Annotated in this window: 19 protein-coding genes; 17 read left to right on the forward strand and 2 right to left on the reverse strand. The window is 62.3% G+C overall.

Annotated features, from left to right (window positions below):
* The first annotated feature begins 88 nt into the window (after positions 1 to 88).
* From gshB to L6D74_RS01100, 7 genes are all read left to right on the forward strand, one after another.
* Positions 89 to 1,039, forward strand: a complete 951-nt coding sequence (gene gshB / locus L6D74_RS01070) for a glutathione synthase (protein WP_085611972.1) — start codon at positions 89 to 91, stop codon at positions 1,037 to 1,039.
* Between the two features lie 107 nt (positions 1,040 to 1,146).
* Complete coding sequence (locus tag L6D74_RS01075) at positions 1,147 to 2,046, forward strand: energy transducer TonB (protein ID WP_039767939.1); 900 nt, start codon at positions 1,147 to 1,149, stop codon at positions 2,044 to 2,046.
* Between the two features lie 59 nt (positions 2,047 to 2,105).
* Positions 2,106 to 2,678 carry a YqgE/AlgH family protein gene (locus tag L6D74_RS01080; RefSeq protein WP_011336368.1) on the forward strand — a complete coding sequence of 191 codons (573 nt, stop codon included), beginning with the start codon at positions 2,106 to 2,108 and terminating at the stop codon, positions 2,676 to 2,678.
* Positions 2,678 to 3,115, forward strand: coding sequence for a Holliday junction resolvase RuvX (gene ruvX / locus L6D74_RS01085; RefSeq protein WP_007953334.1), 438 nt, complete (start codon positions 2,678 to 2,680; stop codon positions 3,113 to 3,115). The genes L6D74_RS01080 and ruvX overlap by 1 nt, the downstream gene beginning before the upstream one ends.
* An 81-nt stretch (positions 3,116 to 3,196) precedes the next feature.
* The gene (pyrR, locus tag L6D74_RS01090; protein ID WP_236187499.1) at positions 3,197 to 3,700 is read left to right on the forward strand and encodes a bifunctional pyr operon transcriptional regulator/uracil phosphoribosyltransferase PyrR; all 504 of its coding nucleotides are present in this window, start codon (positions 3,197 to 3,199) and stop codon (positions 3,698 to 3,700) included.
* Positions 3,701 to 3,727: 27 nt separating this feature from the next.
* Positions 3,728 to 4,732, forward strand: a complete 1,005-nt coding sequence (locus L6D74_RS01095; protein WP_236187500.1) for an aspartate carbamoyltransferase catalytic subunit — start codon at positions 3,728 to 3,730, stop codon at positions 4,730 to 4,732.
* Complete coding sequence (locus L6D74_RS01100; protein ID WP_236187501.1) at positions 4,729 to 6,000, forward strand: dihydroorotase; 1,272 nt, start codon at positions 4,729 to 4,731, stop codon at positions 5,998 to 6,000. Before L6D74_RS01095 ends, L6D74_RS01100 begins: the two co-directional genes overlap by 4 nt.
* 37 nt (positions 6,001 to 6,037) lie before the next feature.
* Here the strand turns inward: L6D74_RS01100 and L6D74_RS01105 are convergent, their stop codons facing one another.
* Positions 6,038 to 6,472, reverse strand: coding sequence for an NINE protein (locus L6D74_RS01105; protein WP_064600078.1), 435 nt, complete (start codon positions 6,470 to 6,472; stop codon positions 6,038 to 6,040).
* A gap of 249 nt (positions 6,473 to 6,721) precedes the next feature.
* On the opposite strand from L6D74_RS01105, the gene L6D74_RS01110 reads away from it, so the two are divergent.
* Positions 6,722 to 7,339 carry a C40 family peptidase gene (locus L6D74_RS01110; protein WP_039767935.1) on the forward strand — a complete coding sequence of 206 codons (618 nt, stop codon included), beginning with the start codon at positions 6,722 to 6,724 and terminating at the stop codon, positions 7,337 to 7,339.
* A 47-nt stretch (positions 7,340 to 7,386) separates the two neighbouring features.
* On the opposite strand, the gene L6D74_RS01115 is transcribed toward L6D74_RS01110, so the two are convergent.
* The gene (locus tag L6D74_RS01115) at positions 7,387 to 8,421 is read right to left on the reverse strand and encodes a type IV pilus twitching motility protein PilT (protein WP_236187502.1); all 1,035 of its coding nucleotides are present in this window, start codon (positions 8,419 to 8,421) and stop codon (positions 7,387 to 7,389) included.
* Between the two features lie 194 nt (positions 8,422 to 8,615).
* Between L6D74_RS01115 and L6D74_RS01120 the strand changes: the two genes are divergently transcribed.
* The 9 genes from L6D74_RS01120 (at position 8,616) to hemW (ending at position 15,121) form a co-directional block, all read left to right on the forward strand.
* Complete coding sequence (locus L6D74_RS01120) at positions 8,616 to 9,302, forward strand: YggS family pyridoxal phosphate-dependent enzyme (protein WP_064600083.1); 687 nt, start codon at positions 8,616 to 8,618, stop codon at positions 9,300 to 9,302.
* A 23-nt stretch (positions 9,303 to 9,325) separates the two neighbouring features.
* On the forward strand, positions 9,326 to 10,144 hold the full coding sequence (proC, locus tag L6D74_RS01125; protein ID WP_064600085.1) for a pyrroline-5-carboxylate reductase: 819 nt from the start codon (positions 9,326 to 9,328) through the stop codon (positions 10,142 to 10,144).
* A 10-nt stretch (positions 10,145 to 10,154) separates the two neighbouring features.
* Positions 10,155 to 10,745 carry a YggT family protein gene (locus tag L6D74_RS01130; protein WP_011336374.1) on the forward strand — a complete coding sequence of 197 codons (591 nt, stop codon included), beginning with the start codon at positions 10,155 to 10,157 and terminating at the stop codon, positions 10,743 to 10,745.
* Positions 10,742 to 11,032, forward strand: coding sequence for a DUF167 domain-containing protein (locus L6D74_RS01135; protein ID WP_085646973.1), 291 nt, complete (start codon positions 10,742 to 10,744; stop codon positions 11,030 to 11,032). The genes L6D74_RS01130 and L6D74_RS01135 overlap by 4 nt, the downstream gene beginning before the upstream one ends.
* Before the next feature lie 65 nt (positions 11,033 to 11,097).
* A complete protein-coding gene (metX, locus tag L6D74_RS01140; protein ID WP_039767930.1) occupies positions 11,098 to 12,237 on the forward strand; it encodes a homoserine O-succinyltransferase MetX in 1,140 nt (379 codons plus the stop codon).
* Between the two features lie 7 nt (positions 12,238 to 12,244).
* The gene (metW, locus tag L6D74_RS01145) at positions 12,245 to 12,865 is read left to right on the forward strand and encodes a methionine biosynthesis protein MetW (protein ID WP_011336377.1); all 621 of its coding nucleotides are present in this window, start codon (positions 12,245 to 12,247) and stop codon (positions 12,863 to 12,865) included.
* Between the two features lie 26 nt (positions 12,866 to 12,891).
* Positions 12,892 to 13,326: a DUF4426 domain-containing protein gene (locus L6D74_RS01150; RefSeq protein WP_011336378.1), complete on the forward strand. Its 435-nt coding sequence runs from the start codon at positions 12,892 to 12,894 to the stop codon at positions 13,324 to 13,326.
* Entirely contained in the window at positions 13,323 to 13,919 is a 597-nt protein-coding gene (rdgB, locus tag L6D74_RS01155) for an RdgB/HAM1 family non-canonical purine NTP pyrophosphatase (RefSeq protein ID WP_236187503.1), read from the forward strand. The genes L6D74_RS01150 and rdgB overlap by 4 nt, the downstream gene beginning before the upstream one ends.
* The gene (hemW, locus tag L6D74_RS01160; RefSeq protein WP_236187504.1) at positions 13,916 to 15,121 is read left to right on the forward strand and encodes a radical SAM family heme chaperone HemW; all 1,206 of its coding nucleotides are present in this window, start codon (positions 13,916 to 13,918) and stop codon (positions 15,119 to 15,121) included. The genes rdgB and hemW overlap by 4 nt, the downstream gene beginning before the upstream one ends.
* Positions 15,122 to 15,137: the final 16 nt, after the last annotated feature.

Consider the following 15,137-nt stretch of genomic DNA (forward strand, 5'->3'; position numbering starts at 1 on the left):
GTTTTTCCTTGACCGAAAACCCGCCCGGCGCCACTCTGGCGGCACTTTTTTCATACCGATCCGGTAGCCAATTTTCGAGGAAAACCCAATGAGCGTTCGCGTCGGGATTGTCATGGACCCAATCGCCAGCATTTCCTATAAAAAGGATAGCTCGCTGGCCATGCTGCTGGCGGCGCAGAAGCGCGGCTGGGAACTGTTCTATATGGAACAGAAAGACCTTTACCAGGGTGAAGGCCAGGCACGGGCGCGAATGAAGCCGCTGAAAGTCTTCGCCAACCCGGAAAAATGGTTCGAACTGGGCGCCGAGCAGGATTCGCTGCTCAGCGATCTGAACGTGATCCTGATGCGCAAGGATCCACCGTTCGACATGGAGTTCGTCTACTCCACCTACCTGCTCGAACAGGCCGAGTCCGCCGGGGTGCTGGTGGTCAACAAACCGCAGAGCCTGCGCGACTGCAACGAAAAGCTGTTCGCCACGCTGTTCCCGCAGTGCACGCCGCCAACCGTGGTCAGCCGCCGCGCCGACGTGCTGCGTGAATTCGCCGCCAAACATGGCGACGTGATCCTCAAGCCGCTGGACGGCATGGGCGGTACTTCGATCTTCCGTCACCGCGCCGGCGACCCGAACCTGTCGGTGATCCTGGAAACCCTGACGGCCCTCGGCGCCCAGCAGATCATGGGCCAGGCCTACCTGCCGGCGATCAAGGACGGCGACAAGCGCATCCTGATGATCGACGGCGAGCCGGTGGATTATTGCCTGGCGCGGATTCCGGCCCAGGGCGAAACCCGTGGCAACCTCGCGGCTGGCGGTCGTGGCGAAGCCCGTCCGCTGACCGACAAGGATCGCTGGATCGCCGCCCAGGTCGGCCCGACCTTGCGCGAAAAAGGCCTGCTGTTCGTCGGCCTGGACGTGATCGGCGAGCACCTGACCGAAATCAACGTCACCAGCCCGACCTGCATCCGCGAAATCGACAATGCCTTCGGCACCGACATCGGCAGCCTGCTGATGGATGCCATCGAGAAAAAGCTGCAAGCTTGATGTGCATCACATGCAGCCTGTCGCTTGATGCTTGAAGCCCAAGGCGTGAAACCAACATTGCGTTATCATGCGCGGCCTGTGAAAAACGCGATGTTGGTTTTCTTGTCATGACACTTCCGTCCGATCTGCCCGCTGAACTCGCCCATAAAGGCGTGCGCCCGGTCGATCGCCTCGGATTTACCCTGTTTCTCGCGGCGCTGATCCACCTGGCGCTGCTGCTCGGCGTGGGTTTCACCATGGTCGAGCCCAAGCAGATCAGCAAAACCCTGGAAATCACCCTCGCCACCTTCAAGAGCGAAAAGAAGCCGGCGAAGGCCGATTTCCTAGCCCAGGAAAACCAGGAAGGCAGCGGTACCCTCGACAAGAAGGCGATCCCCAAGACCACCGAAGTCGCGCCGTTCCAGGCAAACGAAGTCAAGAAAGTCACCCCTCCACCGGCCGCCAAGCCGGAAGTGCAGGAAGCCGCGCCCAAGGCGGCCGTGACCACCGTCGCGCCGAAACCGAAAAAGGCGCCGACCAAGAAAGAAGAAGCCAGGACCGAGACCAAACCGACGGTCGATGCGCCGACTTTCGACAGCTCGCAGCTCTCCAGCGACATCGCCAGCCTTGAAGCCGAACTGGCCAACGAACAACAGCTGTACGCCAAGCGCCCGCGCATCCACCGCCTCAGCGCCGCGTCGACCATGCGCGACAAGGGCGCCTGGTACAAGGACGAATGGCGCAAGAAGGTCGAGCGCATCGGCAACCTCAATTACCCCGACGAAGCCCGGCGCAAGCAGATCTACGGCAATCTGCGCCTGATGGTGTCGATCAACCGCGACGGCTCGCTGTATGAAGTGCTGGTGCTGGAGTCTTCCGGCCAGCCGCTGCTGGATCAGGCGGCGCAACGTATCGTGCGACTGGCGGCACCGTTTGCACCGTTTACCGGGGACCTGTCGGACATCGACCGGCTGGAAATCATCCGCACCTGGAAATTCGCCCGGGGTGACCGGCTGTCCAGTAACTGAGTCGATCTTTTGCCCGCTCCAGCTTGTCAGTTCGCCCCCCGAACGCCACACTACCGCACATGAAAAACGTCAGCCCCAGCTACCTCAAGCATCACTTCCTGATCGCCATGCCACACATGGCCGACCCGAACTTTGCCCACACCTTGACCTACATCGTCGAGCACACGGCCAATGGCGCCATGGGGCTGGTGGTCAACCGACCGCAAGAGCTGAATCTGGCCGACATCCTCGAACAACTGCGCCCTGACATCGACCCGCCAGCGCTGTGCCAGCATGTGCCGATCTTCATCGGCGGCCCGGTGCAGACTGATCGCGGTTTTGTCCTGCACCCGGCGGGCAAGACGTTCCAGGCGACCGTCGAGCTGGAGGGCGATCTGGCCCTGTCCACCTCGCAGGACGTGCTGTTCGCCATCGCCGATGGCGTGGGCCCGGCCAAAAGCGTCATCACCCTCGGTTATGCGGGCTGGGAAGCCGGGCAACTGGAGGCCGAGCTGGCCGACAACGCCTGGCTGACCTGCCCGTACGACGCCGACATCCTGTTCAACACCAGCAGTGAACTGCGCCTGGAAGCAGCGGCCAGGCACCTGGGGATCAACCTCAGCCTGCTGACCAGCCAGGCAGGACACGCCTGATGGCCCTGCGCCTGATCCTCGGCTTCGACTACGGCACCAAACAGATCGGCGTGGCGGTCGGCCAGGTGATTACCGGCCAGGCCCGCGAACTGTGCACCTTGAAGGCGCAAAACGGTGTGCCGGACTGGAATCAGGTCGAAGCCCTGATAAAGGAATGGAAACCCGACGCCGTGGTGGTCGGCCTGCCGCTGAACATGGACGGCACGCCCAGCGAGATGTGCGCCCGCGCCGAGAAATTCGCCCGCCGCCTCAATGGCCGCTTCAACCTGCCTTTCTATACCCACGATGAGCGCCTGACGACCTTCGAAGCCAAGGGCGAGCGACTGGTGCGCGGTGGGCAGAAGGGCAGCTACCGCGACAACCCGGTGGACGCCATCGCCGCCGCCCTGCTGCTGCAAGGCTGGCTCGACGAAAACACCGCACTATTTGAATCCTGACAAGCGCTACGGCGCTTTTCTTTTGGTTACAACCCGAGCCCCGGTTCGCGAGAACCGGCTCGACCCCGAGAAGGAGCAACCATGAGCCTGCCCAATCCCGCCGATCTGATCAGCCAGATGGCGACCCGCCTCAAGGCGCACCTTGCCCAGCGTGAAATCAGCGAACCGCGTTACATCGGCATCCGCACCGGCGGCGTCTGGGTCGCCCAGTCCCTGCTCAAAGAGCTGGGCAGCGATGCGCCATTGGGCACGCTGGATGTTTCCTTCTACCGCGACGACTTCAGCCAGAACGGCCTGCACCCGCAAGTGCGCCCTTCCGCCCTGCCCTTCGAAATCGAAGGCCAGCATCTGGTGCTGATCGACGACGTACTGATGAGCGGCCGGACCATCCGCGCTGCCATGAACGAACTGTTCGACTACGGCCGCCCGGCCAGCGTGACGCTGGTCTGCCTGCTGGACCTGGACGCCGGCGAACTGCCGATCCGCCCGAACGTGGTCGGCGCGACCCTGTCGCTGGCCGCCCACGAGCGGGTCAAGCTGTCCGGGCCGGAGCTGGCCCTCGAACTGCAAGACCTAGCCCTTTAATCCGCCCTATTGAGAGTCCCCCTCGCGATGACGCCTCTAGATACCAAGCGCCCGCTGCAGCTCAATGATCAGGGCCAGCTGCGCCACTTCCTCTCGCTCGACGACCTGCGCCGCGAGCTGCTGACGGAAATCCTCGACACCGCCGACTCGTTCCTCGAAGTCGGTGCCCGGGCCGTGAAGAAGGTCCCGTTGCTGCGCGGCAAGACCGTGTGCAATGTGTTCTTCGAAAACTCGACCCGCACCCGCACCACCTTCGAACTGGCGGCCCAGCGCCTGTCGGCGGACGTGATCACCCTGAACGTGTCGACTTCGTCGGCCAGCAAGGGCGAAACCCTGCTCGACACCCTGCGCAATCTGGAAGCCATGGCCGCCGACATGTTCGTCGTGCGCCACGGTGACTCCGGCGCTGCTCACTTCATCGCCGAACATGTCTGCCCGCAAGTGGCGATCATCAACGGCGGCGACGGCCGGCACGCGCACCCGACCCAGGGCATGCTCGACATGCTGACCATCCGCCGCCACAAGGGCGGTTTCGAGAACCTCTCGGTGGCCATCGTTGGCGACATCCTGCACTCGCGGGTGGCGCGCTCGAACATGCTCGCCCTGAAGACCCTCGGTTGCCCGGACATCCGCGTGATCGCGCCGAAGACCCTGCTGCCGATCGGCATCGAGCAGTACGGCGTGAAGGTCTACACCGACATGACCGAAGGCCTGAAAGACGTCGACGTGGTGATCATGCTGCGCCTGCAGCGTGAGCGCATGACCGGCGGCCTGCTGCCGAGCGAAGGCGAGTTCTACCGCCTGTTCGGCCTGACCACCGCGCGCCTGGCCGGCGCCAAGCCCGATTGCATCGTCATGCACCCCGGGCCGATCAACCGTGGCGTGGAGATCGAGTCGGCGGTGGCCGACGGCCCGCACTCGGTGATCCTCAATCAAGTCACCTACGGCATCGCGATCCGTATGGCCGTGCTGTCGATGGCCATGAGCGGGCAAACGGCGCAACGTCAATTCGAGCAGGAGAACGCCCAGTGAAGCTCAGCATTCTCGGCGCCCGCGTCATCGATCCAAGCAGCGGCCTGGATCAAATCACCGATATTCACGTTGAAGCCTGCAAGATCGTCGCCCTCGGCGCTGCACCGGCCGGTTTCACTGCCGTCGAAACCATCGATGCCCGAGGCCTTGTTGCCGCTCCAGGTCTCGTAGACCTCAACGTCGCCCTGCGCGAGCCGGGCTACAGTCGCAAAGGCACCATCGCCAGCGAAACCCGCGCTGCGGCGGCCGGTGGCGTGACCAGCCTGTGCTGCCCGCCGAAGACCAAACCGGTGCTCGACACCTCCGCCGTGGCCGAGCTGATCCTCGACCGCGCCCGCGAGGCCGGCAACACCAAGGTGTTCCCGATCGGCGCGCTGAGCAAAGGTCTGGATGGCGAACAGCTCGCAGAACTGGTGGCCCTGCGCGACGCCGGTTGCGTGGCGTTCGGCAACGGTCTGGAAAGCTTCCGCAACACCCGCACCCTGTGCCGGGCGCTGGACTACGCGGCAACGTTCGACCTGACGGTGATTTTCAACTCGCAGGATCACGACCTCGCCGATGGCGGCCTGGCCCACGAAGGCGCCACCGCCAGCTTCCTCGGCCTGCCGGGCATCCCGGAAACCGCTGAAACCGTGGCCCTGGCCCGTGATCTGTTGCTGGTCGAGCAAACCGGCGTGCGTGCGCACTTCAGCCAGCTGACCAGCGCTCGCGGCGTGGCCCTGATCGCTCAGGCCCAGGCTCGTGGTTTGAAAGTCACGGCGGATGTCGCCCTGTATCAGTTGATCCTGACGGACGAAGCGCTGATCGACTTCAGTAGCCTGTACCACGTGCAACCGCCGCTGCGCACCCGCGCCGACCGCGATGGTCTGCGTGAAGCGGTGAAGTCCGGCGTGGTCTCGGCCATCTCCAGCCATCACCAGCCCCATGAACGCGATGCCAAACTGGCACCGTTCGGCGCGACCGAGCCGGGTATCAGCAGCGTCGAGCTGTTGCTGCCGCTGGCGATGACGCTGGTCGAGGATGGTCTGCTGGATCTGCCGACCCTGCTGGCCCGCCTGAGCGCCGGCCCGGCCGAAGCCCTGCGCCTGCCGGCGGGCAAACTGGCGGTGGGTGGCGCGGCGGATATCGTGCTGTTCGATCCGAAGGCCTCGACCGTTGCCGGTGAAGCCTGGCTGTCGAAAGGCGAGAACTGCCCGTTCCTCGGCCATAGCCTGCCGGGTGTGGTGCGTTACACCTTGGTGGATGGCCGGATCAGTCACCAGGCGTAAAAAAAAATGGCGAGGGAGCCAGCTCCCTCGCCATCACTTACTGAAAGGCACCGCGCCCTTCGGCATTACGCACCGACACCTGATCGTTCAGCGTCCAGAAGTCATACAGCACCCCAAGAAAGAACAACCCGCCGGTCAGCAGATACACCAACCCGCTGATCCACTTGCCCTGATACATCCGGTGCACGCCGAGCGCGCCGAGGAAGGTCAGCAGAATCCACGCCACGTTGTACTCGATCGGGCCCGCGGCGAAACGCAGGTCAGCTTCGCGATCCATCGCCGGGATCAGGAACACGTCGATCAGCCAGCCGATCCCCAGCAACCCGAAAGTGAAAAACCAGATCGTGCCGGTCACCGGCTTGCCGTAATAGAAGCGGTGGGAGCCTGTGAAACCGAAAATCCACAACAGGTAACCGATCACTTTGCTGTGGGTGTCTTTTTCCTTCACACGGGGCAGCTGATAGCCGTTCATTAAGACCTCGATACACGCGATAGATAAATATTCTTTAATTCTTTGTGACTTTTTTACAGGTAGCCGACGTATGGCAAATGCTACCGTGTGTCCCGTCAAAGCCTTATAGCACCGGACTTCTGTCCGACAATTGCGTCTTTTTGCCGCTTATTTGGTTCCGTTGGCATCGGATTGAATCGACCAACGGCCTCGGAAGTGACAAAAAAGCTGTTATAAAGTTGCGCGCTAACACATCAAGAGCCCTGCCTAATGCGTCCATTTTTCAAGACATGGCTAACTATTTGCCTATTAATGCCACTGGCCGCCCACGCCACCAATCGTGAGCAACGTCTTCCCAACGTTAACGGTTTCACCCCTAAATCCCATGCCTCTGCTCCTTCGAACAAAGGCAAACAGGTCAAGCACACCACGCTGAGCAGCACCGGCCGCAGCAAGCTGGTGCCACCGATGGCGACCAAGGAAAGCAGCAACGTCCTCAGTCGCGCGGTAAACGTCCTCGGTACACCCTACCGTTGGGGCGGCAGCAGCCCGAGTAAAGGCTTCGACTGCAGCGGTCTGGTGAAATACGCGTTCAACGACGCCACGTTCGACCTGCCACGCACCTCGAACGCCATGGCCAGCGGTCACGGCGAGAAAGTCGAACGCAAGGACCTGAAGCCGGGCGACCTGATTTTCTTCAACATCAAGAGCCGTCGGGTCAATCACGTTGCCATCTACCTGGGCAACGACCGTTTCATCCATGCACCACGGCGCGGCAAAGCGGTGAGCATCGACACACTGAACAAGCCGTACTGGGAAAAGCATTACGTGGTGGCCAAGCGCGTATTGCCGAAGGAACAGGGGCAGATGCGCGTCGTTCAGCGCTGATTGTTCAGGTACAAAAAAACGCAGCCCACGGGCTGCGTTTTTTTTGCCTAGAAGTTATCTGGCGTGCGCGCTTTCTCCCGCGCATGTTCACGACTGATCAAGCCCTTGGTCACCAGATCCTTCAGGCACATGTCGAGTGTCTGCATTCCCAGCGAGCCACCGGTCTGTATCGCCGAATACATCTGCGCCACCTTGTCCTCGCGGATCAGGTTACGGATCGCCGACGTACCCAGCATGATCTCGTGCGCCGCCACCCGACCGCCGCCGATCTTCTTGATCAGCGTCTGCGACACCACCGCCAGCAACGACTCCGAGAGCATCGAGCGCACCATGGATTTTTCGTCCCCGGGGAACACGTCCACCACCCGGTCGATGGTCTTGGCTGCCGACGTGGTGTGCAAGGTGCCGAACACCAGGTGCCCGGTCTCGGCGGCGGTCAGCGCCAGGCGGATGGTTTCCAGATCGCGCATCTCGCCCACCAGGATCACATCCGGGTCTTCGCGCAGCGCTGAGCGCAATGCGGTGGCGAAACTGCGGGTATCACGATGGACTTCGCGCTGATTGATCAGGCATTTACGCGATTCGTGGACAAATTCGATCGGATCTTCAATGGTCAGGATGTGGTGATGACGATGGGTGTTGAGGTAATCGATCATCGCCGCCAGTGTCGTGGACTTGCCGGAGCCGGTCGGTCCGGTCACCAGCACCAGCCCGCGCGGCGCATCGGTGATCTTGCGAAAGACGTCGCCCATGGCCAGGTCTTCCATGCTCAGCACTTTTGACGGGATGGTCCGGAACACTGCGCCAGCGCCACGGTTCTGGTTGAAGGCATTGACCCGAAAGCGCGCCACATCGGGGACTTCGAAGGAAAAGTCGGTTTCCAGATGTTTCTCGAAGTCCACCCGCTGGGTGTCGTTCATGATGTCGTAGATCAGCTCGTGCACCTGCTTGTGATCCAGCGCCGGCAGATTGATCCGCCGCACATCGCCATCCACGCGGATCATCGGCGGCAGACCGGCCGACAGGTGCAGGTCGGAAGCGCCCTGTTTGGCGCTGAAGGCCAGCAGTTCAGTGATATCCATAGCGTCCCTCAATTCCAGTAGAATGCCGCGAACCTTCAGACCGCTGGCGCCAAATCCTGCCTGAAAAGTAGCCGAACGATGATCAGGCAAGGCAAAAGTCGGCGAAGAAGCGGAGTTGACGTCAGTCAATGAGCATTCTGAGGCGACTTTTAACGCCGCATGATCGAGTGCAGGCACTTTTCAGGCAGGATTTGATGTCCACGATAGCAGACAACATCCAACTGGTTAGTTCGCGTATTCAAGCAGCCGTCAAAGCGGCCGGACGCGATGAAAACAGCGTCCAGCTGCTGGCCGTGAGCAAGACCAAACCGGCACAAGCCCTGCGCGAAGCGTACGCCGCCGGTCTGCGCGACTTCGGCGAGAACTACCTGCAAGAGGCCTTGGGCAAGCAGCTCGAACTGGCCGACCTGCCCTTGATCTGGCACTTCATCGGCCCCATTCAGTCGAACAAGACCCGCTCGATCGCCGAGCATTTCGCCTGGGTGCACTCCGTGGATCGTCTGAAAATCGCCCAACGCCTGTCCGAGCAACGCCCGGCGGATCTGCCGCCACTGAACATCTGCATTCAGGTCAACGTCAGCGGTGAAGCCAGCAAGTCCGGCTGCACCCCGCAAGACCTGCCGGCCCTGGCTCAGGCCATCAGCGCCCTGCCGCGCCTGAAACTGCGCGGGTTGATGGCGATTCCCGAGCCGACCGAAGATCGCGCCGAGCAAGACGCTGCATTCGCTGCCGTTCAGAGATTGCAGGCCGGCCTCGATCTGCCGCTCGACACACTTTCCATGGGCATGAGCCACGACCTCGAGTCGGCCATTGCCCAGGGCGCGACCTGGGTCCGTATCGGTACGGCCCTGTTCGGCGCCCGCGACTATTCCCAATCTTGACCATTTCCAGATAAGGACCTGACATGAGCAACACACGTATTGCCTTTATCGGTGCCGGCAACATGGCCGCCAGCCTGATCGGCGGCCTGCGGGCCAAGGGTCTGGAAGCTGCACACATTCGCGCCAGCGATCCGGGCGAAGAAACCCGCGCCAAAGTCAGCGCCGAACACGGCATCGAAACCTTCGCCGACAACGCCCAGGCCATCGACGGCGCTGACGTTGTCGTGCTGGCGGTCAAGCCACAGGCCATGAAAGCCGTGTGCGAAGCGATTCGCCCGAGCCTGAAACCGAATCAACTGGTGGTCTCGATCGCCGCCGGCATCACCTGCGCCAGCATGACGGCCTGGCTGGGCGAGCAGCCGATCGTGCGTTGCATGCCCAACACCCCGGCGCTGCTGCGTCAGGGCGTGAGCGGCCTGTACGCCACCGGCGCCGTGAGCGCCGAACAACGCCAACAGGCTGAAGAACTGCTGTCCGCCGTGGGCATCGCCCTGTGGCTGAACGAAGAGCAGCAACTGGACGCCGTCACCGCCGTCTCCGGTTCCGGCCCGGCGTACTTCTTTCTGCTGATCGAAGCCATGACCGCCGCCGGCGTCAAACTCGGCCTGCCGAAGGAAACCGCCGAGCAACTGACCCTGCAGACCGCTCTCGGCGCCGCGCATATGGCGGTGTCCAGTGACGTCGACGCTGCCGAACTGCGCCGCCGCGTGACCTCGCCGGCCGGCACCACGGAAGCTGCGATCAAATCGTTCCAGGCCGGCGGCTTCGAAGCCCTGGTGGAAAAAGCACTCGGCGCCGCCGCGCACCGCTCGGCCGAAATGGCCGAACAACTGGGCAAATAAGGAGCCTCACATGATTGGATTGAACACCGCAGCGGTCTACGTGCTGCAAACCCTCGGCAGCCTGTACCTGCTGATCGTGCTGCTGCGCTTCGTCCTGCAACTGGTGCGGGCGAACTTCTACAACCCGCTGTGCCAGTTCGTGGTCAAGGCCACCCAGCCGCTGCTCAAGCCACTACGCCGGATCATCCCGAGCCTGTTCGGCCTCGACATGTCGTCGCTGGTGCTGGCGATCCTCGTGCAACTGGCGCTGATGGCGCTGACCCTGCTGCTGACCTACGGCACCACCGGCAACCCGCTGCAACTGCTGATCTGGTCGCTGATCGGCGTGACGGCGCTGTTCCTGAAGATTTTCTTCTGGGCCATGATCATCAGCATCATCCTGTCCTGGGTCGCACCGGGCAGCCACAATCCGGGCGCCGAGCTGGTGAACCAGATCTGTGAGCCGGCCCTGGCGCCGTTCCGCCGCATCCTGCCGAACCTCGGCGGTCTCGACCTGTCGCCGATCTTCGCCTTCCTCGTGCTGAAGCTGATCGACATGCTGGTGATCAACAACCTCGCGGCGATGACGATGATGCCGGAAATCCTGCGCCTGCTGATGTGAGCTGGTTTCGCTGGGACGGTGACGACCTGATTCTGGAGTGTCACCTGCAACCGGCCGCCCGCAGCGATGACTTCTGCGGGCTGCACGGCGATCGCCTGAAGATCCGCCTGACGGCGCCGCCGGTCGAGGGCAAGGCCAATGCGTATCTGATGGGGTTTCTGGCCAAGGCTTTTGGGGTTTCCAAGAGTCAGGTCAGTTTGCTCAGCGGCGAGCTGAACCGGCAGAAGCGAGTGCGCGTCAGCGCACCGAAAAAGCTGCCGGATCTGCCGGGGCTCTGCCGCCCCTGATCGTTGCTTGCCGCTAACCCCACCGGTCTTTAGACTTACGCCTCATTTCAACGAGAGCAGGGTCGATGCCAGCTGCCTTTCCCCCCGATTCTGTTGGTCTGGTGACGCCGCAAACGGCGCACTTCAGCGAACCGTTGGCCCTGGCCTGCGGCCGTTCGCTGGCCGATTATGACCTGATCTACGAAACCTACGGCACGCTGAACGCGCAAGCGAGCAACGCCGTGCTGATCTGCCACGCCTTGTCCGGCCACCACCACGCCGCTGGCTACCACAGCGTCGACGACCGCAAGCCCGGTTGGTGGGACAGCTGCATCGGTCCCGGCAAACCGATCGACACCAACAAGTTCTTCGTGGTCAGCCTGAACAACCTCGGCGGTTGCAACGGCTCCACCGGCCCGAGCAGCCTCAATCCGGAAACCGGCAAGCCGTTCGGCGCCGACTTCCCGGTGCTGACCGTGGAAGACTGGGTACACAGCCAGGCACGTCTGGCCGACCTGCTTGGCATCGGCCAATGGGCCGCGGTGATCGGTGGCAGCCTCGGCGGTATGCAGGCGCTGCAATGGACCATCACGTATCCGGATCGCGTGCGCCACTGCCTGGCCATCGCCTCGGCCCCCAAGCTGTCGGCGCAGAACATCGCCTTCAACGAAGTGGCGCGCCAGGCGATCCTCACTGACCCGGAATTCCACGGCGGCTCGTTCCAGGAACACGGCGTAATCCCCAAGCGCGGCCTGATGCTGGCGCGGATGGTCGGACACATCACGTATCTGTCCGACGACTCCATGGGCGAGAAATTCGGCCGTGGCCTGAAGAGCGAAAAGCTCAACTACGACTTCCACAGCGTCGAGTTCCAGGTCGAAAGCTACCTGCGCTATCAGGGCGAAGAGTTCTCCGGGCGCTTCGATGCCAACACCTATCTGTTGATGACCAAGGCGCTGGACTACTTCGATCCGGCAGCGAACTTCAACGATAACCTGGCGAAAACCTTCGAAGGTGCAAAAGCCAGGTTCTGCGTGATGTCGTTCACCACCGACTGGCGCTTCTCCCCGGCCCGTTCGCGGGAACTGGTGGACGCGCTGATGGCCGCGCGCAAGGACGTCAGCTACCTGGAAATCGACGCACCCCAGGGCCACGACGCCTTCCTGATTCCGATCCCGCGTTATTTGCAGGCGTTCGGCAATTACATGAACCGCATTACGTTGTGAGAAAGCCATGAGAGCTGATCTGGAAATCATCCAGGAATGGATCCCCGCCGGCAGCCGCGTGCTCGACCTCGGCTGCGGTGACGGCGAGTTGCTGACCTGGCTGCGCGACCACAAGCAGGTCACCGGCTATGGCCTGGAAAACGACCCGGACAACATCGCCGAGTGCGTGGCCAAGGGCATCAACGTCATCGAGCAGGACCTGGACAAGGGCTTGGGCAACTTCGCCAGCAACAGCTTCGATATCGTGGTGATGACCCAGGCCCTGCAAGCCGTGCACTACCCGGACAAGATCCTCGACGAAATGCTGCGGGTCGGCCGCCAGTGCATCATCACCTTCCCGAATTTCGGTCACTGGCGCTGCCGCTGGTACCTGGCGAGCAAGGGCCGGATGCCGGTGTCGGAATTCCTGCCGTACACCTGGTACAACACGCCGAACATCCACTTCTGCACCTTCGAAGACTTTGAAGAACTTTGTCGCGAACGTGAGGCGAAGGTCATTGATCGGCTTGCCGTGGATCAACAGCACCGCCACGGGTGGGCCAGTAAGCTATGGCCTAATCTGTTAGGTGAGATCGGTATCTACCGCGTCAGCAGCCCGGGGCTTGCGGATCACAGAATCGCGGTCTGAACCACGACATTGCGAGGAGTACGAACATGGGACGCTTGATTACCGCGCTATTGGCCGCCTGCCTGAGCCTGTCGGCCGTGGCCGCCGATGCCATCAAGGGCGAACGCAAGGAAGTGTTCGGTGATGTCACCGTGCATTACAACACCTTCAACTCGACCTTCCTGACGCCGGACATCGCCAAGGCTGCCGAGCTGATCCGCAGCAAGAACCAGGGTGTGATCAATGTCTCGGTAATCAAGGACGGCAAACCGCTGATCGCCCAGGTCACCGGCACCGTCAAGGACCTGACCAGCCAGAGCGTGCCGCTGACCTTCCGCCAGATCACCGAACAGGGCGCGATCTACTACATCGCCCAGTACCCGGTGGAACAGCAGGAAACCCGCACTTTTGAAATCAAGGTGCAGACCGGCGACAAGATCAACACCCTCAATTTCAACCAAGAGCTTTTCCCTGGCCAATGATCAATCTCAAGCGACTCGTACTGGCCAGCCATAATGCCGGCAAACTCAAGGAACTCCAGGCCATGCTCGGCGACTCGGTGCAACTGCGCTCGATCGGCGAATTCAGCAGCGTGGAGCCGGAAGAAACCGGTCTGTCGTTCGTCGAGAACGCGATCCTCAAGGCCCGCAATGCTGCGCGCATTTCCGGGCTGCCGGCGCTGGCCGACGATTCGGGCCTGGCGGTGGATTTCCTCGGCGGCGCGCCGGGCATCTATTCGGCGCGCTACGCCGACGGCAAGGGCGATGCGGCGAACAACGCCAAACTGCTCGACGCCTTGAAGGACGTGCCTGAAGCCGAGCGTGGCGCGCAGTTCGTTTGCGTGCTGGCGCTGGTGCGTCACGCCGACGATCCACTGCCGATCCTCTGCGAAGGTCTGTGGCACGGGCGCATTCTGACCGCCGCCAGTGGCGAGCACGGTTTCGGCTACGACCCGCTGTTCTGGGTGCCGGAGCGTAACGTGTCCAGCGCCGAACTGAGCCCGAGCGACAAGAACCAGATCAGCCACCGCGCCCGTGCAATGGATCTGCTGCGCCAGCGTCTGGGCTTGAAATGACCGATAGCTCCCGTGCGTCGTCGCTGATTATCGGCGGCGCCGCCTCCTCGCCTCGGGCGCCGTTGCCGACGCTGCCGCCTCTGGCGCTGTACATCCACATCCCGTGGTGTGTGCGCAAATGCCCGTATTGCGACTTCAACTCCCACACCGCCAGCCCGGTGCTGCCGGAGCAGGAGTACGTCGACGCGATGCTGGCCGACCTCGATCAGGATCTGCACGCGGTGTACGGCCGTGAGTTGAGTTCGATCTTTTTTGGCGGCGGCACGCCGAGCCTGTTCAGTGCCGAAGCGCTGGGCCGCCTGCTCGAAGGCGTGAAACAGCGCATTCCGTTTGCCGACGACATCGAAATCACCCTGGAAGCCAATCCCGGGACCTTCGAGCAGGAGAAGTTCGTCGCCTACCGCAAACTGGGGATCAATCGCCTGTCGATCGGCATCCAGAGCTTCCAGCAGGAAAAGCTCAAGGCCCTCGGCCGTATCCACAACGGCGACGAAGCGGTACGCGCTGCCGGCATGGCGCGCCAGGCCGGGTTCGATAACTTCAATCTCGACTTGATGCACGGCTTGCCGGACCAGTCGCTGGACGATGCCCTGAGCGATCTGCGCCAGGCGATCGAGCTGAAACCGACGCACATTTCCTGGTATCAGTTGACGCTGGAGCCGAACACCGTGTTCTGGAACCAGCCGCCGGTGCTGCCGGAAGACGACACGCTGTGGGACATTCAAGAGGCCGGGCAGGCGCTGCTGGCCGAGCACGGTTACGCGCAGTACGAAGTTTCGGCGTATGCCCAACCGGGTCGCCCGGCGCGGCATAACCTCAATTACTGGAGCTTCGGCGACTTCATCGGCATCGGCGCCGGCGCTCACGGCAAGCTCAGCCATCCGGACGGGCGCATCGTGCGCACCTGGAAGACGCGCTTGCCGAAGGATTACCTCAACCCGGCAAAAAGCTTCCAGGCTGGCGAGAAAGTCCTGACCAACGACGAGATGCCGTTCGAATTCCTGATGAACGCCCTGCGCCTGACCGCCGGCGTCGAATCACGCCTGTACCCGGAGCGCACCGGCCTGCCGCTGGAGAGCCTCGACGAACACCGGCGCGAGGCCGAACAAAGCGGTCTGTTGCAGGTCGAACCGTCACGTCTGGCGGCCACCGAGCGCGGACAACTGTTCCTCAACGACTTGCTGCAGAAATTTCTGAGCTGATCGCTCTTAAGGAAAC

The organism is Pseudomonas pharyngis, from assembly GCF_021602345.1.
In the GTDB taxonomy this organism is placed as follows: Bacteria; Pseudomonadota; Gammaproteobacteria; order Pseudomonadales; family Pseudomonadaceae; genus Aquipseudomonas; species Aquipseudomonas pharyngis.